We start from the raw sequence: 22,248 nt of genomic DNA, 5'->3' as shown, positions 1-22,248 counted from the left end.
AGCTGGCAATTTGAAAGTGGATAAACTTCTAAAATTTTAACTAAGTAGGTGCGACTATTTTCTGATTAAAAATTCCGGTATCAAATGCAGGTGAGCAAAATATGTTGAAAATCAAGCATTCGCAACTGAATTGGCTCTTAGCCGGTATGACTTTAGCAGTGATGGGTGTAAGCATTGCTCCAGCTTCTGCCCAGAGTGTAATCGTGATTGATGGTGGTTATGGAGTCAGGCGTAGCTGCAAAGCAGCTTGTCGTCAGACATCGCCTGCTGTCGGTTCTTTTATTTATGGTAGTCCGATTCCCACACCTATGCCTGTAGACCCAGCAACGGGACTAATGCCACAACGCAATAATTACCCCGATTATTACTATCCCCAGATTAGGCAAAACGTGAGAAATTCCACGTTGATTAATCCAACTTTAATTAATCCCACAATTCGAGACTCAACCGTAGTTAATCCGGTGATTATTAATAATTCATGGCGTCGTACACCATTTAGTGGTGGGCGATCGCGGGTTATTATTACCTATCCCCGTTAGGGGCAGGGGGCAGGGAGAAAATGTTTGTAACTGTAATTTGGTATAAATTAAGATTCATAGACGAGTCTTTGAACTCCGTTAATGAGTCTTTTTTACTCGCTGACGCAGATTCAAACTCCACTTCTCTACTCCCCCTGCTCCCTGCCCCCTACCTCCCCTTCCTCTACGAAGTAAACTGCGAACCGAGAATCATTGTCCCAATCCCAACATCAGTAAAAATTTCTAGTAACAGGGCGTGGGGAATGCGACCATCGATGATGTGTGCTGCACGGACTCCTTGAGCAAGCGATCGCACACAGCAATTGACTTTGGGAATCATCCCACCGCTGACTATACCATTAGCAATCAACTCGCGGGCTTCGCGGATATCGACTTTTGGAATCAAAGTAGATTGGTCTTTGTAATCTTTTAAAATTCCACTGGTGTCGGTCAGTAAAATTAACTTTTCTGCTCCTAGTGCAGCGGCGATTTCTCCAGCTACGGTATCGGCGTTAATGTTATAAGCTTGCCCTGTTTCGTCTGCCGCGACGCTGGACACTACCGGAATATAGCCATTGCTAGCGAGGGTCTCCAAAATCTTGATATTGACATTGCTGACTTCCCCCACAAAACCGATGCCTTCTTGACCTTGGGGGCGGGCTGTAAATAGATTACCGTCTTTACCACAAAGTCCTACAGCCAATCCACCAGCTTGGTTAATTAGCGCAACAATTTCTTTGTTAACTCGACCAACTAAAACCATTTCCACCACATCCATTGTGGCGGCATCAGTGACTCGCAGACCATTCTTAAATTGTGGTTCGATTCCCAGCTTATCTAACCAACTGTTAATTTCTGGGCCACCGCCATGTACTACAATCGGACGCAAGCCCACGCAGGATAAGAATACAATGTCGCGGATAACTTTGTCTTTGAGTGTGCTATCTTTCATCGCTGCGCCACCATATTTGACAACAACAGTGCGACCGGCGAATTGTTGAATATAAGGTAGTGCTTCGCTTAGTACACGCACACGAGTGGCTTCAGTTTGCCTGATGTATTCAGAATCGTTGACCGTCATGAGGAGCCGCCGTTGAGAGTTAAAACCTATTCCAGTCAGTGTAGAAGACTTTGGAACTTGTAACAATATCTCATAGCTGCCAAAGGCAAAATAAGCTTTTTGTATAAATATTACTCACAAAAACCTAATTTTAAGATACAAGATTAGGTGCAGCGTTAGCAGAACTCAACATTAATAAAAAAACTACTTGATGTTGGGTAACAGTCCGTTCCACCTAACCTAGGAGGAATTGCGATTCTATCACCATAAAAGAAGGACTAGTAACCAGAATCGAAAATTATCAGGAAAAATATGGATACACCGATTATCGAGCGGCTAATTGAAGAATTAAAAGTTATGCCTGAAGACTTGCAATATCGAGTGCTGGAGTTTGCCCGAACTTTAGTAGGTTCACAAATTCATGGTGTTCCAGGTAGACAATTATTAAATTTTGCAGGTACAATATCGCCAAATGATATTCAGCTGATGCGCGAAGCAATTGAACAAGGTTGCGAACAGGTAGATATAGATGAGTGGTAGATACCTGCTTGACACTAATATTATTATTGCTTTATTTGCAAATGACATAACAGTAAATAATCAGCTAGTAAATGCAAAAGAAATATTTATTCCCAGTGTTGCTATTGTGAATTATTTTACGGTGCAAGAAAATCAGGGCGATCGCAAGGAAATTTAGAACGTATTGAGGAATTCATTTCCAGAAATACGGTCATTGGATGTGATATAGAAACTGCCCGTGAATATGGTGAAGTTAAGAATAGATTACGCCTCAAAGGTCGTCCATTACCCGAAAATGATATTTGGATTGCAGCTGTTGCAATTCAGTATAATTTAATTCTTGTTACGCAAGATGCTCATTTTCAAGAGGTTGAAAACCTGCAAACAGTAGCTTGGTGAATACGTCTTGTACACAAGTAGCTTCAGCTTGTCTTATGTATTCAGAATCGTTGACCGTCATGAGGAGCCTAACAGAGAGAGTCAAAACCTATTTCAGTCAGTGTAGAAGACTTTGTAACTCGTCACAATCTCTGATGCCAAAGTCGAGTATGTTTGTACTGATCAGCCATAGCTGTTTGGTTCTGTTACGAGTTCACCATCTGGCATAACGGTATTGTAGAAATAAGCCCCATACTTTTCCGCGCCGCGCCAGTTAACTTCCAATAAATTAGCATTTTCGAGATTGACGCTCTCCATACGAGTAACTCTCAAATCAGCACCACGTAAATCAGCACCGCTCAGATTAGCGTCTCTTAAATCAGCACCCCATAACTTAGTTTTACAGAGGATCGCCCCACTCAAATCAGCACCACTGAGATTAATACCAGACAAGTCAACTTCGCTTAAGACTGCACCACTGAGATCGACTCCTGAAAAATCATTTTCCCCAGCATCTAAACGACTGAAAAACTCTTCAATATCCATTGAATTCTTTGGTGACACAGCAGTAAAACTTCAAGCTCTAGAATCAATCCCATAAATATGATGGATGAGGCAGGCTAGATCAAGATGGTGCGTTAACGAAGTAATGTACCCTACAAATTAACTATTCCCTCATTACCCGACACAACAAACAAGTGATCGCTCCTTCAAACCTCTAAAATTGAAATCATTCGGTTGAAGCTAGGGAATGAAAATGACCACGCTGCTAATTCAAACTGAAAGCACACCCCTAATGGTAAATTTCCCCTTCCTTGTGCAGATGACAAATGAGCAGTTTTACGAATTATGTCAAGCCAATGGAGATTTACGAATTGAGCGCAGTGCCAATGGGGAAGTCATCATTATGCCACCAGCTTTTTCAGATACGGGCAACCGTAACTTTAACATTGCTGCACAGCTTGGATTTTGGACTGAAAAAGATGGCACTGGCATAGGCTTTGATTCCAGTACAAGGTTTACGCTACCTAATGGAGCGATGCGTTCCCCTGATGCTTCTTGGATTGAACTGGAGCGCTGGAATGCTTTAACAGATGCACAAAAAGCTTCATTTGCACCAATTTGTCCCAGCTTTGTAATTGAGTTACGCTCATCCAGTGTAGGCGTAGCCCGTCGTAGACATCGCTTGATAAAATTACAAGAGAAAATGCAGGAGTACATCGATAACGGTACATCACTAGGCTGGTTAATAGATCGGCAGAATCGAAAAGTCTACATTTACCGTCCTAATCGAGAAGTTGAGATTTTGGAAAATCCCGAAGCGGTTACTGGCAATCCAGAATTACCCGAGTTTATTCTACGGATGGCCAAAATTTGGTAATTTGAGTCTTCCTAATGAGAAACTTGTGTTTTAAGAACGTTAGGAATTGCCTCAAGTATTCGCTTGGCAACGACTTCAGGTGTATCTCCCTCTTGCTCGGTGATGTGCAAATCGGCTTGAGAGTAAAGTGGTGTTCGTTGTTCGAGGAGCGATCGCAATTTACCTTTGGGATCAACATCTTGCAGCAGTGGTCTTGTGGTATCCTCAGCCAAACGGCTGTAAATTAGTTCCACTGGCGCATCTAGCCACACTATCAAACCGTGGTGTAGGTAACCCCAGTTTTCTCGCCGCAGTACAATGCCACCACCGGTTGCTATAGTCAACTTTGTAAAAGCACAAACCTGTGAAAGCACGTCGCTTTCTAATTGGCGAAACCCTGCTTCACCTTTCTGGGCAAATAACTGATTAATAGATTTACCTGTTGCTTGGGCAATGACATCATCTGTATCCACAAACCCATAACCCAGTTCCTTTGCCAGTAAGCGCCCTACTGTCGTCTTACCAACGCCCATTATCCCAATTAAGTACAGGTTGACTCCTTGTAATAAGCTGCTCACCAGTTGCTTCGCTCCAATTATGAGTTCTAAGTGCTGAGTCATAGTTTCCAATTATAAACTTAACGACTCATACGTGCGTATTCAAGCAATGCCTGGTTAGGCTGCGCCAACGCATCCTGGGCGACTCCAGTTTTTCACTTTGATTGAGTATCTGACTTGGTTACTCAGCATTTATTCTATGTATTTATATAATCAATTAGAAAGATAAACTCTAGCAGTATTACTGCTACGACTTTGATAAACTCCATTAGAATTTTCCGCAGAACTACAACTGCAAAGGAAACATCTCAGGAATTTATTTTCAACGGGTGTCAAAGCTTTTTCCTTTGTAAAGTCCAAATTTACGTATAACTTTTATAACTTTATATTGTTTTTGGCTTATACAAATACATCTTCTATTTTAGTTGAATGAATTGCTGTTATTACTATTACGAATGTATTTAAAGTAACTTAGGCAATAGATTAACGATTCTTCAGTGAAATTACCATAAATAATAAATGATAAATTTCTTAGGAATGTAGTAACTTTCCTCAAGTAACTTGGTAATTGCTGCATAGCGATCGCTATGCTTAACAAAAAAATTAATATAGCTTGTTTGAAACTTTATCCAAACAATTTCTGTCTATTTAAATAATCAGGATTTTTACTCTGCTGGGTAATTTTAAGTATACACAATACTGTGTTCCTAACAACACAACATCTTTATTTTAAAAATTCAGGTATAACACGCCCCGCTCAATTAAATGTTTCTGATGAAGGTGTAAATAATGACTTATTTCCTGCGATCGCCCAAAAAAAACTTGCAAAATTAAAGTTTTGGCACAAAAACTACTGCATATTTCACCCCATTAACCCTGAATGAATAAATATAGAATGAATGAGGTGTCAACTATGACTCGAATTCGTGACGTTGTACAACAAGCTTTAGCAACTGGCTATTTGACAGTGGAAGCTGAAAATCAACTACGACAACTGTTGACTACCCGATATGACTTGGAAGATTTTAATGCTTTCATGACTTTGCAGGAAGCTGCTATGACTGGTAAGGTCAAGCAGGAGTCTAGAGAGCGGTGTGGCATTAAGTAGATACGTAGCCTCCGACATCTCAGCGACGGGGGCGTTTATCATCCTCAAAATCATTATCATCATCATCAAAAAATTCCCAATCATCATCATCCGCCTGATTATTAGTCGGCGGCTGATAAGGGGGGATGATTACCCGGTAATCAGCATCATAAACAGATTCGGTTTTTCCCACAGCTGTATTTTTTGGTTCGCGATAGCTGTAGGAGTAAACTGAACCAGACTGAGAACTGCTTTTGACTTCTGATTCACGTTCGTAAGTTTTAGAGTCTCTGGGCTGTTGAGCTTGAGGATTAGGGGTAGGCGCTTCCTCTGACCTTTCATCAAAGTTCCAATCATCATCTCCACTGCCATTTGTCTCCCAATCATCAAATACATCACTAGTAGGCTCTTCTTTTTTACTAGCTGGTGGTGGGGGACTGGCAGGGCGAGATGTAGGTTCTTCTCTACGGGTTGCCTTCGCACGAGGCGAAGTTGCGCTGCGGCGGTCAGGAGTTTGGCGCTGTCCTCCCACAAGATAATTGGATAAGTTAAACAAGGTAGCAATCAATATAGATGTGAAAGCACCAGTGGCAGTACTGAACAAAATCCATATCGCTAGTGGTAATGGTTGAGTTCGCACGCCCAAAAATACTAGCGATAGGGCAGGTGACCAATTTTGGACTAACAACAGCGTTAGTCCTCCCAGTACTGCCACCAATAGAATTAAGCGAATTACAGCCATAGCAATTTTGTCAGTTGTCAGTTGTCAGTGGTCAGTTGTCAGTGGTCAGTTGTTAGTTATCAGTCTGATTACTCTTCACTAATTACTGTTCACTGACTACTGACACTATCAGCCATCTCTATCATTACCCTTTTAGGACTATTGTGAAATTTCCAATAAATCCGCTCAGGATGTTAGCGACGACCTTGCCACCGCTGAATTGGAATGCAGTCAATATCTAGTTGATCTAAAGCACGGGCAACTACAAAATCAACTAAATCCTCGATGGTTTGGGGATTGTGATACCAGGCGGGAATCGCGGGGACAATTCTAACTCCAACTTCTGCTAAAGAGGTTAAGTTACGGAGGTGGATGAGGCTAAAAGGCGTTTCACGCGGGACAATCACCAGCTTTCGCCCTTCTTTGAGTTGGACATCCGCTGCCCGTTCTAGTAAATCAGAACTCAAGCCAACTGCTAGCTTTGCCACTGTGCTCATGCTGCATGGAATGATCATCATTCCCAGAGTGGCAAAGGAACCACTGGCAATCCCGGCTCCAACATCACTCCAAGGATGACAGCGTAGTTTACCGGAAAGTGATACTCCAGCTTGCTCTCGCCAGAATTGTTCTTGCCCGGTTGGTTCTGGTGGCATCCGAATTTCCTGTTCTGACTGCCAAACCATGTAAGTTGATTTAGAGGCAACCAATTCAATACTATACTCCGCTTCCAGCAAAAATTTGATCGCGCGAACAGCGTAAATCAGACCAGATGCGCCCGATACGCCTAAAATTAGAGGTTTAGTGTTATTTGACACGTAAAATTTACTGGATTTTACTCATCCTCAGCGTAAGGATCTAGGTCATCAGGCTCAATGTCATTTGGTAAGTAAAGGTCTGAAAGCTCGTCACGAGAATCATTGCCAGTTAAACCTTTGGCGACACCATCGCTGCCGACTGTTACCAAATCAATTTGCTGACGGTAGTAATCGACACTTTTAACTTGCACGGCGACGCGATCGCCTAATCTATAAGAAGCGCGATTTTTGCGCCCAAACAGTGCTTGTTGTCTGGCACGATATTCATACCAATCGTCTTTGAGAGAACTGACGTGTACCAATCCTTCCACCCTCAAAGGCACACCAGGATTGCTGCTGGACTGCACCTCCGCTGCTGGTACTTCAATTTCCACAAAGAAACCGTAGGATTGAACCCCGGTAATCACGCCTTGAAATACCTGACCGATGCGCTGCTTCATCAGTTGGGCTTTTTGCAGTCCGGCTAAATCGGCTTCAGCTTCTTGGACTTCTTTTTCTCGGTCGTTGATTTGGACAATTACCCTAGTTAAATCGCTTTGCAGTTCTTGTTGCAATTCTGGAGGTAAAACGTTCCAGTTAATTTCCTCGTGGCTGGAGGAGTGGCGCAGGTTAACGCGCTCTCTCACACGGGTATTGCGGCGATCGCGTCCGTTTTCGAGTAGCGTGTAATACACTCTCTGCATGAGCAAATCTGGGTAACGCCGCAAGGGAGCGCTAAAGTGGACGTATTGCGGTAGTGCCAGACCAAAGTGAGATCCTTTGGTAGTGCTGTACGCAGACGGCTTAAGTGTATCTTGTAATAAGTAAGTAAGAACTTGCTCAGAGGGAGATTCGGCAAAAGCTGTGGTCAAATGTTGGTAATCTAAGGGTTGGATATCAACTTCTGGATCTAGTGTGAGGTCAACGCCTAAATTGACTGCCAATTTCAGCATTTCCTGGACATCTTCAACATCGGGTGTACCTTGGACTCGCCAGATAGCGGGAACACCAAGGGCATTTAAGTGAGTTGCCATCAGTTGATTAACTAACAGCACCAATTCCGTGAGTAGCGATCGCACTGGTAAATCATTCACCACCACAGCGCCGAGAATCCCCTCATCATAATAGGCGTTTTGGCTGGGCGGCAGATTCAACTGGAGGCTACCACGATTCAACCGTACTTGTTTCACGGCTGTTTGCAAGGCTTGGAGGTCTTGCAGTATTTGGGAAACCTGTGATGATTGATCCTGCGCTTCACCCGTGAGAATTGCTTGGGCAAGTTCAGTAGTCAGTGCAGTCTCTACGTTGATTACACTGGGTTGAATTTCCCACTCCAGCACTTGTCCCGATTGGGGATCAATGGTAATTAAAAAAGAGATAGTTAAGCGATCGCTCCCAGGTACTAAAGAACAGCGTTCTGCCACCGTTGCAGGCAAGATTGGCAACACCAATTCTCCTAGATACACTGATTTGCCCCGTTTGAGTGCTTCTCTATCGAGGGGTTCGTCAGGTTGGACATAGTGGGAAACATCGGTGATATGAACGCCCAAAAGCCAATTTCCAGCTAGGTTTTTTTCTAAACTAAAAGCGTTTTCTATAACTTTGGTATCGCCATTTACCCCTTCAATAGTGAGAGTAAACAAATTACGCAAATCCAGCCGATTTTTCAGGTCTGCTTTAAGCAGCTTTTTGGGTAACTTGGCGGCTGCTTCTAGGACATTATCTGGAAAAGTCCGGGAAAGGTCGTGTTTGCACGTAACTAAATCTATATCAGCAGCGGCTTCGGCATCGCTGCCGAGGATTTGCACCACTCGACCGAGGGGAGGATATTGTGCTAACGGGTAACGCAAAACTTCCACATGAACAAGGTGATCGATCGCTTCTTCCAACTTTGCCCCATTCGGTTGGATCTTGAGTTCAAACAGCAATCGATCATCTAAAGGCACAGCCCGGAAACCAGTTTCCACCTGCTTAATTCGTGCCAGTAAAGTGTGGTTAGAACGTTCTAGAATCAGCTTCACCTCCCCTTCGGGAGAGCGACGGCGACTGCCTTCTTTGAGAACTCTGACCAAAACGCGATCGCCATTCCAAGCATTACTCAGATGACTTTCGCGAATGTAAATATCCTCGGCTCCTTCCACATCTTGAATAGCAAAGCAAAAGCCTTTACTAGAACAGCGCAGTTTTGCCTCGATTATTCCCTCTTCTGAGACACGGCGGTACTTGCCCCGTTCCTTCACTAAAATACCGATTTTTTCAAGAACATCTAAGGCAATGTGAAGTTTTTGTAAACTTTTTTCATCCTCACAGCCAAGTTTCTTTTCTAAAACCTTCCGAGCTACCAATTTATCATCGGTGAAATTGGCAAGGAGTGTAGCGATTGAAAATTCCATGCAGTGAACCGACCTTTGGTCAAAACATCATTTTTTGTTTAATCTGGTTCTTTTCTGTATACCCTCACGGCTTACAGAAACAAGCTGGAAACTAATTGCCCTGAAGCAAGACTTCCTAAGTTCTAAGGAAAGGAAGCCCGACCCAGCAAGAGCGAGAAACTACTCCCGCAGTTCCGAGCAAAGGAAGCCGACCCACGGACAACTCTGGGCGTCTACGAACTTCTCACTGCAAGATGCTCTCAGAATTCGCCTGCGTTCAAGTTCCTTCACCTAACCAAACTTAAGATTGCACGCCTGATTAAAATTTAGCCCCGCTAGGTAATTACGCGACGGGTTTTTGAGAAGCTGGGTTTAGAGAATCCATACTGCCCAAAAGCGCTATGCAGGGGAGCCACTGCGGTGAGGCAGCCCCCGTCTTCTCCCTTGGCGTTAGCCTCTCCCTTTGGGAGAAGGGGAGACGCGAAGCGCGATGGCGGTTCCCGTCGATAGCGCAGCGTTAGCGAGTCTTCTCCCAAAGGGAGACGCCAAGGGCGAACGAGCGTCTGGGGGACTGCCGAACCCGAAGGGTCTTGGGGTTTCCCCAAGTGGAGCAAGTGGCGTGGAAAGTACAGGTGTTTGATTGTCTAGAATGAAGGTAATTTTACGCCATTAGACTCTGATTTTTAACTAGGAGGAACTGCCGTGAACCCAATTTTCCCACATGTAGAATCGGTAACAATTAGGTGAGCAGCTTAATAAGCAGTGAGGGCGAACCTTATCTCCATTATTGTAGATTTAGAGCACACTTCCAGAAAATAGTTCTAGATAATGAGTTGGGTAATCAGTATAGCATTGCAGGCAAGACTACCAGGTAAGTTAGCACTAACGTAAAATTTCGTCAAAAAAGAGCTACTGCTACAATTGGGACACAAGGCAAAGCAAGAATATTACTTAAAAGGGACTGGGGATTGGGTATTAGGGATTAGGGATTAGGATTAAAATAATTCTTCCTCAGTCCCTAGTCCCCAGTCCCTAGTCCCCAGTCCCCAAAAGATTTAGATTGGTAGCAGTATTATGTTGGCTCAATTCCAGAGCTTGTATCCCACGGGCAGTCTGATTTCTGAATTAGTGCAAATTTTTCAAGGAAAATATATTGTTCGGGCAAGCGTGCAAATTGAAGGCGTAACCCGTGCTACGGGTATGGCAGCGGCAGAAACAGTAGAAGCAGCAGAAGACCAAGCCAGAACTAGGGCGCTGATAGTTTTGGGTATTACAAATGCGACACCACAGGAAACAGTAGCATTTGCCTCAAATCCAATTTCCCCGACACAGCTAAACCCTCCTTTAAATACCAAAAGTGGATTAAATGAGCCTGCTGCCTACTCCTCTGCAAAAGATGGAGATTTTGTTGGTAGTCAGTGGTCAGTAGTCAGTGATAAAGAAATATCTATACCGCCTTCCAAAGGGCGGAGCATCAAGCCAGAAGTAGTAACAAGCAGTAACGAACAGTACGAGTACAGCAATACTGCGCCCCTAGCAAGCGATAGCTATAGCCAGGATTTAAGTCAAAACTTTCCTGTTCCCGCTAATCGGGAGCTAGAATTTGATCCTCCAGTTGAAAAATTGGAAATAACCTTTGATAACCAAGTGGAAAATCAAACCTTTCCAGCAATTTCTGCCAATAATGTCACACCATTTACACCTCGGAGTTACAGCCCTCAAGAGGATGTCGCTACCCCTTCAGTAACAGGAAAGAGAAAGAAGAAAGCTGAACCAGTTGATTTATCGGATGTAATTGCTAAAACAGATGTCGAACTTCAGCGTTTAGGTTGGACACCAGAACAGGGACGGGAGCATCTGATTAAAACCTACGGCAAGCGTGGGCGCACTTTGCTGACTGAAGAAGAATTGCACGGATTCCTCAAATTCCTGCAATCTGAGCCAGACCCGTTAGCGGGATTTTGATTAGTCATTAGTCATTAGTCCTTACAAATGACTAATGACTAATAACGTAGGCTCTTGAAACAGTAACGAAGCTATGGAACCTGTGAATTTTTCTGAAGTAATTGCTCAAACAGATATCGAAATACAGCGACTTGGGTGGACAATAGACCAGGGACGGGAACATCTGATAAAAAATTATCGGAAGCGATCGCGTGCTTTGCTGACAAAAGTACAATTATTAGACTTCCTCCAATATCTCCAATCTCAGCCAGACCCGTTAGCGGGATTTTGATTTCCAACTTCTAAATCGAGTTTTGAACTTCTAATATCATGTCCGGTTAAACCCAATATAGTTCAGATATATAGTTCAGATAATACCAAAACACTTGTAGAGACGGCGATTTATCGCGTCTCGAAAACCCACGATTTTGTACAATTAGCCCTTAACTGAACCGTATTGCGGTTAAACACAAGACGCTTTGCGAACACTGCACTTCGTTCCGTACCCTTTGGGAACGCCAGGGGCGAACGCAATGACATATCACAACTAATTTACCGGACATGATATAAAGGTTTTTAAGTCAAATAACCCCTCTTCATAACTGAAGAGGGGTTATTTTTAGGGTTTAAGGGAATTAAAAGTGGTAAATCACCATCTACCAATTGTGAGTATTAATTAACAGCAGCAACTGCTGGGCGGCTACCAGCAGCGTGACGGTCAATCACTTGGTCAATCAAACCGTATTCCCTGGCTTCCTCTGGCGACATAAAGAAGTCACGTTCAGTATCTTCAGCAATGCGCTCAATTGGTTGACCTGTATGTTCAGCCAAATAGTCATTTAGCCGCCGCTTGTGGTACAGAATTTCCCGCGCCTGAATTTCAATATCAGTCGCCTGTCCTTGAGCACCGCCTAAAGGTTGATGAATCATAATCCGAGAATGAGGTAAACTCATCCGTTTACCCTTAGCACCAGCGCTGAGGAGGAAAGCGCCCATACTCGCCGCCAATCCGGTACAAATTGTACAGACATCCGGGCGAATATGTTTCATAGTGTCAAAAATGCCCATACCAGCCGTCACCGAACCACCGGGAGAATTGATGTACATATAAATGTCTTTCTCCGGGTCTTCAGCATCCAAATACAGCAGTTGGGCAACAATCAAGTTAGCAATGTTGTTATCAACTTGTTGTCCCAAAAAGATGATGCGCTCACGTAACAGCCGTGAGTAGATGTCAAAGGCGCGTTCACCTCGACCCGATTGTTCAATAACGATAGGAATCATGGAAGCGTGTTTGTGGCTACTTTAAATACATTTTATCGGTGACAGCACGAAACTGGGGTTGATCTCTACCGTTCCCAGGTAGATAGAAGTATATCTTTTCCATTCTGTCTTATCTAACAAGGGAGTAAAAGCACATTTTGCAATAGATTCAACCCTTAAGGGCACTTTTTAGCGACAAAAGCTGTCTGAGAGAATATCCCGATTTAGGGAAGAAGATATCAAAAAACCCCAACTCTCACCAATCTCATGTTTCGGCCTTTGCTGCACAACCTTGGCGATGTGGTGATTAAACCGAGAACCGAAATCCGACTTGCTTAGGGAATTATGTTCATTTTCAGTAACATTTTAAACATTTTTTTAGGATTTCCCTCAGCAATTATCAAGTTATTTTTGTTAGATTCGGTAAATCGATAGTACGAGGTGTATTTAGAATAACCAGTCCTACTTGAAATGCTATCCACTCAGAGAGAGACGTGCCATGCTGGAAAAACTTGTACAAGCCGCCATCATCACCTTCTTGCTCCACCTGATAGCAGGACTTAGCCCAAATACTTTAATTCATTCAAAGACAGCATCACCTGCGCCAGAAACATCACCAAATATTGTTAGCTTGCTATTGCGTTCTTTTCAGTAAGAATGTTTTATAAGTTGCACAGGTATAAGTAAGTCAGGGCAAATAAACCCAACTAAATAAAGATGATTGCCTTTTAGTCAGCACTTTAGCGCTAAACCGCTGACTATAAACCGGGAGTTTTTTACACCAACTTACTTAGGCGATATCAAAAACATGCACTATTACCTCCTACCCAAGGGATAGTTCGCTTGTAGGGTTTCTTGCTTATGTACATAGCCGTCTAGGCTAACACTCCTGGGAACAGGGTAGACTGAGCAAAGAAGGCAACTACTTGCATTTGATCATGACTAATCGCCTTGCTGAAGCTAAGAGCCTCTATCTCCGCAAACACGCCGAAAACCCCATTGATTGGTGGCCTTGGTGTGACGAAGCACTTGCAACTGCAAGGGCACAAAATAAACCAATTTTTCTCTCCATTGGCTACTCTAGCTGCCACTGGTGTACTGTCATGGAAGGCGAGGCTTTTTCTGATACTGCGATCGCTGATTACATGAATGCCAATTATCTTCCCATCAAAGTAGACAGGGAAGAAAGACCTGACCTCGATAGCATCTACATGCAGGCTTTGCAGATGATGAGCGGTCAAGGGGGTTGGCCTTTGAATATTTTTCTTTCCCCAGAAGATTTAGTGCCGTTTTACGCTGGTACTTATTTCCCTGTAGACCCGCGCTATGGTCGTCCGGGATTTTTGCAGGTGTTGCAAGCCCTTCGCCGTTATTACGATACAGAAAAAGAAGATTTACAGCAACGCAAAGCCTTAATTATTGAGTCTCTGCTCACGTCTGCGGTGTTGCAAGACGGTACAACAACTGAGCTTGAAGACTATGAATTACTCCGCCAAGGTTGGGAAACCAGTACAGGCATAATTACTCCTAGTCAATCTGGCAACAGTTTTCCAATGATTCCCTATACAGAATTAGCACTGCGGGGAACTCGATTTAATTTTGAATCTCGCTCTGATGGCAAGCAAGTTTGCACCCAGCGGGGACTAGATTTAGTACTGGGAGGCATTTATGACCATGTGGGTGGTGGCTTTCATCGCTATACTGTTGACCCTACTTGGACAGTACCCCACTTTGAAAAGATGCTCTACGACAATGGACAAATTGTGGAGTATATAGCAAATTTATGGAGTACAGGAATACAAGAACTAGCGTTTGAGAGAGCAGTTGCTGGTACTGTACAATGGCTGAAGCGGGAAATGACCGCACCCGAAGGTTACTTCTATGCTGCTCAAGATGCCGACAGCTTTACTGTTCCTACGGCAGTTGAACCAGAAGAAGGAGCCTTTTATGTCTGGAGTTACAGCGAGCTACAACAACTGTTAACACCTGAAGAATTAACGGAATTAGAACAGCAATTTACGGTGACGCCTAATGGCAACTTTGAAGGACGTAATGTTTTGCAAAGACGCCATTCAGGTCAACTGGGTGTAATGCTGGAAACGGCACTGAGCAAGCTGTTTACAGCCCGCTATGGCGTTAGTTCTGAGTCTTTAGAAACTTTTCCCCCTGCTCGTAACAACCAGGAAGCAAAAACCGCTAACTGGCCAGGTCGCATTCCTTCAGTTACAGATACGAAGATGATTGTCGCCTGGAATAGCTTGATGATTTCTGGGCTGGCTAAGGCTGCTGGAGTTTTCCAAGAACCGTTATATCTGGAATTAGCAACCCGAGCGGCGAATTTTATCTTGGAAAATCAATTTGTAGATGGGCGTTTCCAACGACTCAACTATCAAGGAGAACCGACTGTGTTAGCGCAGTCTGAAGATTACGCCTTTTTTATCAAAGCTCTCTTAGATTTACAAGCTTCCAACCCTGAGCAGAAACAATGGTTAGAAAAAGCGATCGCTATCCAAGATGAATTCAACGAATTTCTCTGGAGTGTGGAGTTAGGTGGTTATAATAACACATCAAGTGATTCTAGTCAAGATTTAATTGTCAGAGAGCGCAGTTATGCTGATAATGCCACACCATCAGCTAATGGAATTGCGATCGCTAACCTTGTCCGTCTCGCCCTACTCACTGATAATCTAGATTATTTGGATTTAGCGGAACTTGGCTTAAAAGCTTTTAGAAGTGTGATGCATCGCGCTCCTCAAGCTTGTCCCAGCTTGTTTACAGCTTTGGATTGGTATCGTAACTCTACCTTGATTCGCAGCACAACTGAGCAAATAAACTCTTTGATCCCCAAGTATTTGCCGACGGCTGTTTTTGCCGTAACATCTGATTTACCGGAGGGAAGCGTTGGGTTAGTTTGCCAAGGTTTGAAGTGCCTTGCACCAGCAGCAAATGTAGAGCATTTATTGCGGCAAGTGCAGCAAAGTCAAAATAGAGGATAATTTTGGCGACATCAGACGCATAACCATGAATTAGGTGAAGTGAGAATGACGACCCGTAGTAAATTAACAGCAATTGTCTTAGCTGGCGGTAAGAGTTCTCGCATGGGTCAAGATAAAGCCTTGATTCCTATTCAAGGATTGCCTTTGTTGCAGCGAGTTTATGGGATTGCTCAAAGCTGTGCCGATACTATTTATATAGTCACTCCCTGGCCAGAACGCTATCAAGACTTGCTTTTGTCTGGTTGTCAGTTCATTCGGGAAGTACCTTTATCTGGAGAATCTCTAGCCCACGGGCCTCTAGTTGGTTTTGCCCAAGGACTAGCCCAAGTAGAGACAGAATGGGTACTCCTGCTAGCTTGCGATTTGCCGAGGTTGCGGCTTGAGGTATTGCAAGATTGGATAACTAGACTTGATAGCGTGGGGGATAATGCGATCGCAGCTTTAGCTCATCATCCAAAAGGCTGGGAACCCCTGTGTGGTTTCTATCGCCGTCGCTGTCTGCCACAACTCTCAGAGTTTATCAACCAAGGGGGGCGATCGTTTCAACAGTGGCTTCGGCAATATCCGGTAGAAGTTTTGCCCTTAGCAGAATCAGAAATGCTGTTTAACTGTAATACACCAGAGGACTTGGCTTTAAGTTGAATTAGGGACTGGGGACTGGGAGAATTTAGTGGGGGATTCAGCAGAAAGTCTCGCCAGTCGCTTGGTACTAGTGTAGCGGTAGTGAATAAAGTAAAATTCTCTGCTGCTTACCGAGTGCGGCAGAATTTGCGATCGTTATCGTTCTGAGGATATTGCCAAGAATAGGCGAAATGGCTAACTCCCTTCAGTTGGGGTGAGAATTTGCGAAGTGCCTGCATTTGCGCTTCTAGGGATGGACGATTACTGACGGATTCTCCCCATTTGCCGGCTAAAGCTGGAATCACTTGAGTACCAGGTTTTGTCATACTCAAAACCCGCTGCACTTGCGTCACAATACAACTAACATTATTGCAATTCCCATAAGCCATAGGATGCCACTCCAATGTAGTCGGGAAGCGATCCCAAGGTTGCAAACGGGAATCATACCCTTGTCCTACAGTTTGGTTACCATCAGGGAAAAACACCACTCCCGTGGGAATGCCTTGCTGCTTTGCTGGGTAACTAGCTATGGTGACAAAATCTAGAATTCCTTGCATAGCGTGGGCAACGGCAAGCTGCCACAACTCCCATTGTAAAAGTGGTTGTCTATCAGTTGCAGACAGGATTGACTTTTGCGCTGATGGGGGAATGCGTCCTTGCCAGAGAGGTTCCCCTTCCTGGGGATAAAGTTTATCGACTTCGGTTATATCTCCACCAGTGACGAATCCCTTCCTCAAAAAGCGGCGAATCAAGTCCAGCCCTTTATAATTCTGTGCCCGTTTAAATAAAGCTTCTTGGATTGCCGGACTAAATAGCCATAAATCTGAAACTTTGGTGGCGATGGAATCACTTCCAGCTTGGCGGGGATAGCGCACGTAGTCCAATAACAAACCATCTGGACGACGGCGCAAAACTTCTTGTACCAATTGGTAGTAGTCGCGTTTTGCTTGCGGGTTGTAGGGATCGATAAATAATTGAGAGCCGTTATCTACGACATATAAACTCGTTTGACCTTTGCCATTACGAGCGATCGCTCCTTCTCTATCTCGGCGCTGGGCGTAAGTATAGCCGAAATTTGTGGTAAACATCCAGGCGTAGACCTTCAAACCACGTTGCCGACCTTTTTTAATTGCTGTGGCGAGTATATCGATATTTTCTGCTCCTGGGGTGCGAATCACAGAAGGCCAAACCGTCGGGTTAGCTTTTGCTGGCAATAATACCTGCCCATCGTAAAATACTTCCAAATAAACTTGGTTATAGCCACGGTTAACAATCCGATCCATAACCTGATCAATTATTCCTGGCTGAATGTCACAGGGATACAAGCGCAACCAGAGGGCTTGGGTTTGCGGCCAAGTCCGAGTGCGGCACTCTTTTAATTCCTGTGCCTGTTCTTTTAGTATGTTTTGGTAGCGCGTTTGAGCATTTTGATTGCCTTTGAAGGCTGACAAACGTAAGTTTTCTTTTTCTTGCGCCGCCGCTGATGATAACTGACAATACTCAGTTACTTGCGCTCTTGCTGGCTCGCCCCCAAAGTTGGGGAGCAATGAACTACTAGTGAAAACAACAGCGAATAGACGCCGCCAAAATAATGTTGATCTTGCAACGTTCAAGGGACGGTTAGACATACCTACCAGTAGATGAACAAATTCAAAATTCAAAAGAGTTTCAGACGGGGATTTAAACTCAGACTGTAGCAAGATCCCGCAGGGGAACTGAGCAGAGTCGGAGCCACTCCGCCTCCGAGCTACGTGTTGACGTTGCAGGTCTTAAACCCTTTAATTTAGGTTAATCATCGACCCCAACTCAGATAATTGTGGGCAACTTGTATCAAATTATATAGTTAACTACTAAGGGTTTTAAAACCTATTCTTTCAAGACTCCCAAAGGGCTATTACTGTTGCCGTATTCTTTTATAAACGCATAAATGCATAAATGGCAGTATAAAACACTTGAATACAAAGCAAGTTTAGTATGCTATTGGGTAGATTCTGCTTCTACCTTAGTTAGTGAAAATTTGTTAAAACCAGTAAGATTTTTGAAGAAGCAAGGGAGCAGGGAGCAAGGGGGATGGAAAAGATGAGGATTCGACACAACTCTTGGAGAGGCTGCGCCAACGACAGAGCTTCGTGACCACTCCACCTGTTGCACCATCTCCACTTCATGCCAAACGAGTTGCTGATGGGGTCATTTCCCCCAGCAATAACTGCCCCTTTCCCCCTGCCTCTTCGTTGAACTAAGTACAGAATTTCATTAATAGCGAATTAAATTTGGCAATACCTTCAACGCCAATGCATCAGCTTGCACTGTTAATGCGTCGGCTTGCATTGTTAATGCATCGGCCGCACTGTTAATGCGTCAGCTTGCATTGTTAATGCGTTCCTCTGCAAAAAACAAAAACACTGCGCTTTTACGCAAAACTTTACCAGGAACACCCTGGCTTTTAGCTAAGAGAGTGTCAATCAGTTTAGTTAAAAATTTAAAACTCAGGATTATTATGAAGTTGACAAAACAGTCAAGAGTCAAAAGTTTTGACTCTTAACTCTTGACGATGGAGTAGGCAATAGTTAATAGCTAACCGCCACGCTTCAACGCCGTCTCTACCTGCTGTAACTCCTTCTCTAAACGAGTTTTGAGTTTTTCGGGTACGGGACGATTTGGGTAAGAACTGTAATGTCCAGCCAAGGAGTTGAGGGCTGTTCGCATGGTTGTAAAGGAGCCAAGTCCAGAAACAGAGTTAACCCGCTGGTAGCGAGCTGAAAAGTCATTAATTTTTTGACGCGCTTCTGCTTGAACTGCTGCTTTGTCTGGTGAATCTTGTGAAACATCCAGAGCTTGTCTCATAACATTGACCACAGCTAAGGTGTCTTGGCGGTAATCCCCAGTCAAACTATCTGGACTGCCAGAACAACCCATTAAGCCGATAGATATAACCAAAACCAGCGCAAGCAAACGCGACCAATAGCGCTTCATATGCATTAAGTAAAAGAATACGTAAATCAACGTCCATCCTATCTTGGATTGGTATCTTGGGGATCAATTGAGTGGGGAGTGGGGAAGAAGCAAGGGGGCAGGGGGCAGGGGGAGAAGAATTAATAACCAGTTCCTAATCCCCAATGCCTAATGACTAATAACTTTTTGATAAAGAGTATCCCGTTGTTGATAAGGTCGTCCTAAAGAAGCGATCGCAGCTTGCAAGGTTTCCACTTCCATACATGTACCACCCAAAGCACCTGCCATTGTGGTAATATGCTCCTCCATCAATGTGCCGCCGATATCGTTGCAACCCCAAACTAAGGCTTCCGTTGCACCAGCAAGCCCCAGTTTTACCCAACTTTGCTGATGGTTGGGAATCCAATTACCCAAGTAAATCCGCGCCACAGCTCCTAGCAGTAGTGCATCACTCAAAACTGGTTGATCGCGTCCGACACGGCGACGTAAGGATTTGGGCGCTTCTTGCCCAACGAAGGGTAATAAAATAAACTCTGTGATCCTTGCTGGATATCCCTCATTGATGGCGGTTTTTTGGAGCGATCGCAATTTTTCTAAATGCCCAATTTGCTGCTCGTGGGTTTCAATATGCCCAGATAACATGGTGCTAGTGGTATGCAAGCCTAATTTATGAGCGGTGCTGACAATTTCTAGCCAAGTGGCTGCGTCAATCTTCTCTGGACACAGTATCCGCCTTACTTCATCGTCTAATACTTCAGCTGCTGTTCCCGGCATTGAGCCAACACCAGCATCGCGCAAAGCGGTAATGACATCAGCATACTCAAGTTCGTCAAGTCTGGCGATAAATTGCACTTCCTGGGGAGAGAAAGCATGGAGATGTATCTGAGGAAATTCCTGTTTAATGGTTTCTACGACCTTGAGATAATAGGGCAAAGATTTACCATTTATCTGCGCTTGTGGATTTAATCCGCCCTGCATACAGATTTCCGTCGCACCCCGTTGCACCGCATCTGTCGCCTTTTCCAAAATTTGCGCTGAATCTAACCAGTATGCACCGACATCACCATCATCTCGACGGAAAGCACAAAAACTACAGTGCTGCTCACAAATATTAGTAAAGTTGATATTACGATTAATTACGTATGTAACTGTATCGCCTGCTTGAGTGTGGCGGAGTGTGTCGGATGTATCACGTATTGCTGCGATCGCTTCCGGGTCAGTTTGTTGTAGTAACACCACTCCCTCTTCGAGAGATAAGTCGTACCCCATCAAGGCACGCTCAAGAATTTTTTCAACAGTAATTTTTGTCAGCATAAATTTCTTAAGTTCTCAGTAAATCTTAATTTTATAATCTGGAAAATAATAAAATTTTACTTAATAAATCCACCAAGCTCAGGAGAATCTCAGTTATATAAAATTTAGCTGCTTTTCTGTTCTAGCCGCCACAGCCTACTATACTGGAAAACATCGGCTAGTTTGTATTTCTTCTCTAGCTCATATTTAAATTCTTGAGAAGGATTATACACAAATACATCACTGAAACTATCAGGAATATTTGGCATACTTGGTTCAATTACCAGTTGCATCTGCACTTTACGATCTAGCAGATGAATGAGAGACATTAAATCGCCAATGTTTAGAGAATAATTACTACTAATTAATAGTGGGTCATTGGCTTTATTGATGATGCGAGCTATTTGAGGGTTGGCATGGCTGCTTTTATTCCACCATGTCTCGGCTTGAGAACTGACGGCACAAGATACAACACCAGCGGAAATTACTACTACCATTATTAATTGCCAAAATTTGCGGGCTATTAACTTAGAAGAAATAATTTGAGCCGCCAGTAAATAAGCAACAGCTAGCTGAATGCCTACATAACACGGAATGACATATCTAGGTCGCAGACTAACCTTTCCTCCAATAATCAAATCAGGCAATATGACAGCTAAAGCAGGTACTCCACTTAAGATAAAAATAAATAACCAAACTCGTTTTCCTGCTTGATGATAAAGAAATAAGAATGAATACACTACCAAGATTACTAGTAAGGGAATTAAAAATCGACCCCAGCGCAAAACTGGCAAATTCAAATCTGGAAAAAATGGTTCGTAGCGCCAAAAATCAGCAAATAAACAGCTAATATTGCTAATCCAACCAAAAGCCAAAGCTGACATAGATTGTCTGGTTTGAGCGCTGGCTGTTGTGCGAGCAATTTCAGGCAAGCTATTAATAACAGTTAAAATCCAAGGAACGAAAGCTAAAAACCCGGCACTAGTTGCTATTAGATAAACTTTAACGGTTTTGGTGAATCGAAAGCCTTCAATGGCAAATACATAAATACCGTAGGCGATCGCAAGCAACCCAGAAAATAAAAAGGTGTACAATCCTAGTGCCACTGTTACTGCATAAATCCCCCAAAGCTTCTTGCTACGCAGTCTTATTGCTCGCAGCAGTGCAGCACTCCCTAGCAAAGTAGTCACCATCCACAAACCGAACTCCCTGGCCTCCTGGGCGTACAGCACATGGAAGGGCGAGACTGTTAGAAAAGCTACGCTGATCCATGCCGTTATGGGTGACTGAAATAATTCTAAGCACAGCCAATAAATGCAAGGAAAGGCTAGCAGGCTAATTATGGCTGATAAGCTTCTCGTAGTCGCTACTGAATTGCCAAAAAATTGCATCCATAATCTAACCATCACGTAATAAAATGGAGGATGCTGGGCATCTTCCACCGCCAAAGAGTTGATTGTATTGATTAAAGCTTTTTCAGAATTAGGCTGTTGATATTTTTGTATATTTCCAACAGCAAACACGCGACCATTAAACACTTGTTGAACAAATTCTGTCTTAGTGTAACCAGAAATTCGTAGTGAGGTATAAGCTTCATCGTGCGAATAGACTTTTCGATCCAAATAGGCAAAACGAAAAGATATTCCTAATATTAATAAAATAATAAGTAAAAATCTTAGCCAAATAGGAGGAAAATATTTTGCAAGTATTGATTGTCTGTTTATCATAAATATCGAACTCTACCGCAGATTGCAAGTTCATGAAGTACAGTAGCAGTTTTTATACCAGTTTTTAAATATTTAAAATTAATCTC

At 43.6% G+C, this 22,248-nt stretch carries 23 protein-coding genes and 1 pseudogene; 12 read left to right on the top strand and 12 right to left on the bottom strand.

Translation table 11 applies throughout. From position 1 onward, the window contains the following. The first annotated feature begins 101 nt into the window (after window positions 1-101). On the top strand, window positions 102-539 hold the full coding sequence (locus RM347_RS20545) for a hypothetical protein (protein ID WP_322720183.1): 438 nt from the start codon (window positions 102-104) through the stop codon (window positions 537-539). Between the two features lie 163 nt (window positions 540-702). On the opposite strand, the gene argB is transcribed toward RM347_RS20545, so the two are convergent. Then, window positions 703-1,599 (bottom strand): acetylglutamate kinase, encoded by an 897-nt coding sequence (argB, locus tag RM347_RS20540; protein ID WP_322720267.1) that lies wholly within the window; start codon window positions 1,597-1,599, stop codon window positions 703-705. Window positions 1,600-1,890: 291 nt separating this feature from the next. Between argB and RM347_RS20535 the strand changes: the two genes are divergently transcribed. From RM347_RS20535 to RM347_RS20525, 3 genes are read left to right on the top strand one after another with little or no spacing between them, the layout of a single operon-like run. Beyond that, window positions 1,891-2,118 (top strand): hypothetical protein, encoded by a 228-nt coding sequence (locus RM347_RS20535; protein WP_322720182.1) that lies wholly within the window; start codon window positions 1,891-1,893, stop codon window positions 2,116-2,118. After that, window positions 2,108-2,275: a hypothetical protein gene (locus RM347_RS20530; RefSeq protein ID WP_322720181.1), complete on the top strand. Its 168-nt coding sequence runs from the start codon at window positions 2,108-2,110 to the stop codon at window positions 2,273-2,275. The genes RM347_RS20535 and RM347_RS20530 overlap by 11 nt, the downstream gene beginning before the upstream one ends. Next, on the top strand, window positions 2,203-2,496 hold the full coding sequence (locus tag RM347_RS20525) for a PIN domain-containing protein (RefSeq protein ID WP_322720266.1): 294 nt from the start codon (window positions 2,203-2,205) through the stop codon (window positions 2,494-2,496). The genes RM347_RS20530 and RM347_RS20525 overlap by 73 nt, the downstream gene beginning before the upstream one ends. A gap of 162 nt (window positions 2,497-2,658) precedes the next feature. Here the strand turns inward: RM347_RS20525 and RM347_RS20520 are convergent, their stop codons facing one another. Further along, window positions 2,659-3,021: a pentapeptide repeat-containing protein gene (locus RM347_RS20520; RefSeq protein ID WP_322720180.1), complete on the bottom strand. Its 363-nt coding sequence runs from the start codon at window positions 3,019-3,021 to the stop codon at window positions 2,659-2,661. A gap of 211 nt (window positions 3,022-3,232) precedes the next feature. On the opposite strand from RM347_RS20520, the gene RM347_RS20515 reads away from it, so the two are divergent. After that, window positions 3,233-3,856 carry a Uma2 family endonuclease gene (locus tag RM347_RS20515; RefSeq protein ID WP_322720179.1) on the top strand — a complete coding sequence of 208 codons (624 nt, stop codon included), beginning with the start codon at window positions 3,233-3,235 and terminating at the stop codon, window positions 3,854-3,856. Window positions 3,857-3,867: 11 nt separating this feature from the next. Here RM347_RS20515 and RM347_RS20510 read toward each other — a convergent pair whose 3' ends face one another. After that, window positions 3,868-4,413, bottom strand: a complete 546-nt coding sequence (locus RM347_RS20510) for a shikimate kinase (RefSeq protein WP_322720265.1) — start codon at window positions 4,411-4,413, stop codon at window positions 3,868-3,870. Between the two features lie 174 nt (window positions 4,414-4,587). Further along, a pseudogene (locus RM347_RS20505) lies at window positions 4,588-4,779 on the bottom strand (NB-ARC domain-containing protein); the annotation flags it as partial. A gap of 526 nt (window positions 4,780-5,305) precedes the next feature. On the opposite strand from RM347_RS20505, the gene RM347_RS20500 reads away from it, so the two are divergent. Further along, window positions 5,306-5,500 (top strand): hypothetical protein, encoded by a 195-nt coding sequence (locus RM347_RS20500; protein ID WP_322720178.1) that lies wholly within the window; start codon window positions 5,306-5,308, stop codon window positions 5,498-5,500. Window positions 5,501-5,519: 19 nt separating this feature from the next. Here the strand turns inward: RM347_RS20500 and RM347_RS20495 are convergent, their stop codons facing one another. From RM347_RS20495 to RM347_RS20485, 3 genes are all read right to left on the bottom strand, one after another. Further along, window positions 5,520-6,221 carry a LapA family protein gene (locus RM347_RS20495; protein WP_322720177.1) on the bottom strand — a complete coding sequence of 234 codons (702 nt, stop codon included), beginning with the start codon at window positions 6,219-6,221 and terminating at the stop codon, window positions 5,520-5,522. A 173-nt stretch (window positions 6,222-6,394) separates the two neighbouring features. Then, window positions 6,395-7,015, bottom strand: a complete 621-nt coding sequence (locus RM347_RS20490) for a flavin prenyltransferase UbiX (RefSeq protein ID WP_322720176.1) — start codon at window positions 7,013-7,015, stop codon at window positions 6,395-6,397. Between the two features lie 17 nt (window positions 7,016-7,032). Then, complete coding sequence (locus tag RM347_RS20485) at window positions 7,033-9,387, bottom strand: ribonuclease R family protein (RefSeq protein ID WP_322720175.1); 2,355 nt, start codon at window positions 9,385-9,387, stop codon at window positions 7,033-7,035. 469 nt (window positions 9,388-9,856) lie between these two features. Here RM347_RS20485 and RM347_RS20480 point away from each other — a divergent pair, with 469 nt between their 5' ends. The 3 genes from RM347_RS20480 to RM347_RS20470 all read left to right on the top strand — a co-directional run bounded on the left by RM347_RS20480 (window position 9,857) and on the right by RM347_RS20470 (window position 11,602). Then, the gene (locus RM347_RS20480) at window positions 9,857-10,006 is read left to right on the top strand and encodes a hypothetical protein (protein WP_322720174.1); all 150 of its coding nucleotides are present in this window, start codon (window positions 9,857-9,859) and stop codon (window positions 10,004-10,006) included. Window positions 10,007-10,440: 434 nt separating this feature from the next. Beyond that, on the top strand, window positions 10,441-11,331 hold the full coding sequence (locus tag RM347_RS20475; RefSeq protein WP_322720173.1) for a hypothetical protein: 891 nt from the start codon (window positions 10,441-10,443) through the stop codon (window positions 11,329-11,331). Window positions 11,332-11,404: 73 nt separating this feature from the next. Next, window positions 11,405-11,602, top strand: coding sequence for a hypothetical protein (locus RM347_RS20470; RefSeq protein WP_416211924.1), 198 nt, complete (start codon window positions 11,405-11,407; stop codon window positions 11,600-11,602). Window positions 11,603-11,982: 380 nt separating this feature from the next. Here the strand turns inward: RM347_RS20470 and clpP are convergent, their stop codons facing one another. Further along, a complete protein-coding gene (gene clpP, locus RM347_RS20465) occupies window positions 11,983-12,594 on the bottom strand; it encodes an ATP-dependent Clp endopeptidase proteolytic subunit ClpP (protein ID WP_069068590.1) in 612 nt (203 codons plus the stop codon). 478 nt (window positions 12,595-13,072) lie between these two features. On the opposite strand from clpP, the gene RM347_RS20460 reads away from it, so the two are divergent. The 3 genes from RM347_RS20460 (at window position 13,073) to RM347_RS20450 (ending at window position 16,211) form a co-directional block, all read left to right on the top strand. Then, the gene (locus tag RM347_RS20460; RefSeq protein WP_322720172.1) at window positions 13,073-13,228 is read left to right on the top strand and encodes a hypothetical protein; all 156 of its coding nucleotides are present in this window, start codon (window positions 13,073-13,075) and stop codon (window positions 13,226-13,228) included. 283 nt (window positions 13,229-13,511) lie between these two features. Then, entirely contained in the window at window positions 13,512-15,569 is a 2,058-nt protein-coding gene (locus RM347_RS20455; protein ID WP_322720171.1) for a thioredoxin domain-containing protein, read from the top strand. A gap of 45 nt (window positions 15,570-15,614) precedes the next feature. Continuing rightward, on the top strand, window positions 15,615-16,211 hold the full coding sequence (locus RM347_RS20450; RefSeq protein WP_322720170.1) for a molybdenum cofactor guanylyltransferase: 597 nt from the start codon (window positions 15,615-15,617) through the stop codon (window positions 16,209-16,211). 107 nt (window positions 16,212-16,318) lie between these two features. On the opposite strand, the gene RM347_RS20445 is transcribed toward RM347_RS20450, so the two are convergent. The 4 genes from RM347_RS20445 to RM347_RS20430 form a co-directional block, all read right to left on the bottom strand. Beyond that, window positions 16,319-17,818 carry a family 10 glycosylhydrolase gene (locus tag RM347_RS20445; protein ID WP_322720169.1) on the bottom strand — a complete coding sequence of 500 codons (1,500 nt, stop codon included), beginning with the start codon at window positions 17,816-17,818 and terminating at the stop codon, window positions 16,319-16,321. A gap of 946 nt (window positions 17,819-18,764) precedes the next feature. Further along, window positions 18,765-19,169, bottom strand: a complete 405-nt coding sequence (gene psb27, locus RM347_RS20440) for a photosystem II protein Psb27 (RefSeq protein ID WP_322720168.1) — start codon at window positions 19,167-19,169, stop codon at window positions 18,765-18,767. A 141-nt stretch (window positions 19,170-19,310) separates the two neighbouring features. Beyond that, window positions 19,311-20,456 (bottom strand): 7,8-didemethyl-8-hydroxy-5-deazariboflavin synthase subunit CofH, encoded by a 1,146-nt coding sequence (gene cofH, locus RM347_RS20435; RefSeq protein WP_416211923.1) that lies wholly within the window; start codon window positions 20,454-20,456, stop codon window positions 19,311-19,313. A gap of 104 nt (window positions 20,457-20,560) precedes the next feature. Continuing rightward, window positions 20,561-22,057 carry a glycosyltransferase family 39 protein gene (locus RM347_RS20430; RefSeq protein ID WP_322720167.1) on the bottom strand — a complete coding sequence of 499 codons (1,497 nt, stop codon included), beginning with the start codon at window positions 22,055-22,057 and terminating at the stop codon, window positions 20,561-20,563. Window positions 22,058-22,248 lie beyond the last annotated feature (191 nt).

Source organism: Nostoc sp. ChiQUE02 (assembly GCF_034531305.2).
In the GTDB taxonomy this organism is placed as follows: domain Bacteria; phylum Cyanobacteriota; class Cyanobacteriia; order Cyanobacteriales; family Nostocaceae; genus Nostoc.
The sequence above is the reverse complement of the archived record's forward strand: the minus strand, read 5'-3'. Positions and strand labels throughout refer to the sequence as shown.

Bases quoted from the DNA above. Each gene is read 5' to 3' on its own strand.
- RM347_RS20545 (WP_322720183.1), top strand. From the start codon at position 102: ATGTTGAAAATCAAGCATTCGCAACTGAATTGGCTCTTAGCCGGTATG.
- argB (WP_322720267.1), bottom strand. From the start codon at position 1,599: ATGACGGTCAACGATTCTGAATACATCAGGCAAACTGAAGCCACTCGT.
- RM347_RS20535 (WP_322720182.1), top strand. From the start codon at position 1,891: ATGGATACACCGATTATCGAGCGGCTAATTGAAGAATTAAAAGTTATG.
- RM347_RS20530 (WP_322720181.1), top strand. From the start codon at position 2,108: ATGAGTGGTAGATACCTGCTTGACACTAATATTATTATTGCTTTATTT.
- RM347_RS20520 (WP_322720180.1), bottom strand. From the start codon at position 3,021: ATGGATATTGAAGAGTTTTTCAGTCGTTTAGATGCTGGGGAAAATGAT.
- RM347_RS20515 (WP_322720179.1), top strand. From the start codon at position 3,233: ATGACCACGCTGCTAATTCAAACTGAAAGCACACCCCTAATGGTAAAT.
- RM347_RS20500 (WP_322720178.1), top strand. From the start codon at position 5,306: ATGACTCGAATTCGTGACGTTGTACAACAAGCTTTAGCAACTGGCTAT.
- RM347_RS20495 (WP_322720177.1), bottom strand. From the start codon at position 6,221: ATGGCTGTAATTCGCTTAATTCTATTGGTGGCAGTACTGGGAGGACTA.
- RM347_RS20485 (WP_322720175.1), bottom strand. From the start codon at position 9,387: ATGGAATTTTCAATCGCTACACTCCTTGCCAATTTCACCGATGATAAA.
- RM347_RS20480 (WP_322720174.1), top strand. From the start codon at position 9,857: ATGGCGGTTCCCGTCGATAGCGCAGCGTTAGCGAGTCTTCTCCCAAAG.
- RM347_RS20475 (WP_322720173.1), top strand. From the start codon at position 10,441: ATGTTGGCTCAATTCCAGAGCTTGTATCCCACGGGCAGTCTGATTTCT.
- RM347_RS20470 (WP_416211924.1), top strand. From the start codon at position 11,405: ATGGAACCTGTGAATTTTTCTGAAGTAATTGCTCAAACAGATATCGAA.
- clpP (WP_069068590.1), bottom strand. From the start codon at position 12,594: ATGATTCCTATCGTTATTGAACAATCGGGTCGAGGTGAACGCGCCTTT.
- RM347_RS20460 (WP_322720172.1), top strand. From the start codon at position 13,073: ATGCTGGAAAAACTTGTACAAGCCGCCATCATCACCTTCTTGCTCCAC.
- RM347_RS20455 (WP_322720171.1), top strand. From the start codon at position 13,512: ATGACTAATCGCCTTGCTGAAGCTAAGAGCCTCTATCTCCGCAAACAC.
- RM347_RS20450 (WP_322720170.1), top strand. From the start codon at position 15,615: ATGACGACCCGTAGTAAATTAACAGCAATTGTCTTAGCTGGCGGTAAG.
- RM347_RS20445 (WP_322720169.1), bottom strand. From the start codon at position 17,818: ATGTCTAACCGTCCCTTGAACGTTGCAAGATCAACATTATTTTGGCGG.
- psb27 (WP_322720168.1), bottom strand. From the start codon at position 19,169: ATGCATATGAAGCGCTATTGGTCGCGTTTGCTTGCGCTGGTTTTGGTT.
- cofH (WP_416211923.1), bottom strand. From the start codon at position 20,456: ATGCTGACAAAAATTACTGTTGAAAAAATTCTTGAGCGTGCCTTGATG.